Below are 414 nucleotides of genomic sequence, written 5' to 3'. Positions count from 1 at the left end.
ATGTTAAGCAAAGTCTCAAGAACACTATTGTCTATTTATGCTATTAGAGTTTCTACAATTCAAGAACTAAGATGTATTCTAGGGAATGATCTAACCCTTGAAGGTCTAGTGGGTAGACTTACTTCTTTTGAGCTATCTAACTTTGATAATTACAAAGCTGAGAATCTTGAATCTACTTTCAAAGCTAAGTTATTATTGAAGGATTCTGATGAGAAGAAGTAGAGTAAGAAGAGAAAGATAAAATATGTGTCTAGTGACAGTGATACAGATGAGGAAGATGTTGAACAACTAGAAGCACTACTGGCAAAAAGATTCCATAGAGGCAAAGGCAAGTTCAAAGGTAAGTTACCCATCATTTGTTTCAATTGCAATGAGGTTGGTCATATTGCTACAAGATGTATATAGAAGAAGAAC

At 34.1% G+C, this 414-nt stretch carries 1 protein-coding gene; it reads left to right on the top strand.

Translation table 11 applies throughout. The features are described 5' to 3' along the window. On the top strand, positions 1-222 hold a 222-nt coding region (locus CHM34_RS19670; RefSeq protein ID WP_094266064.1), incomplete at its 5' end, for a hypothetical protein. Positions 223-414: the final 192 nt, after the last annotated feature.

The organism is Paludifilum halophilum (assembly GCF_002245355.1).
GTDB classification, from domain to species: Bacteria; Bacillota; Bacilli; order Thermoactinomycetales; family DSM-45169; genus Paludifilum; species Paludifilum halophilum.
This window is presented reverse-complemented; position numbering and strand designations above follow the sequence as displayed.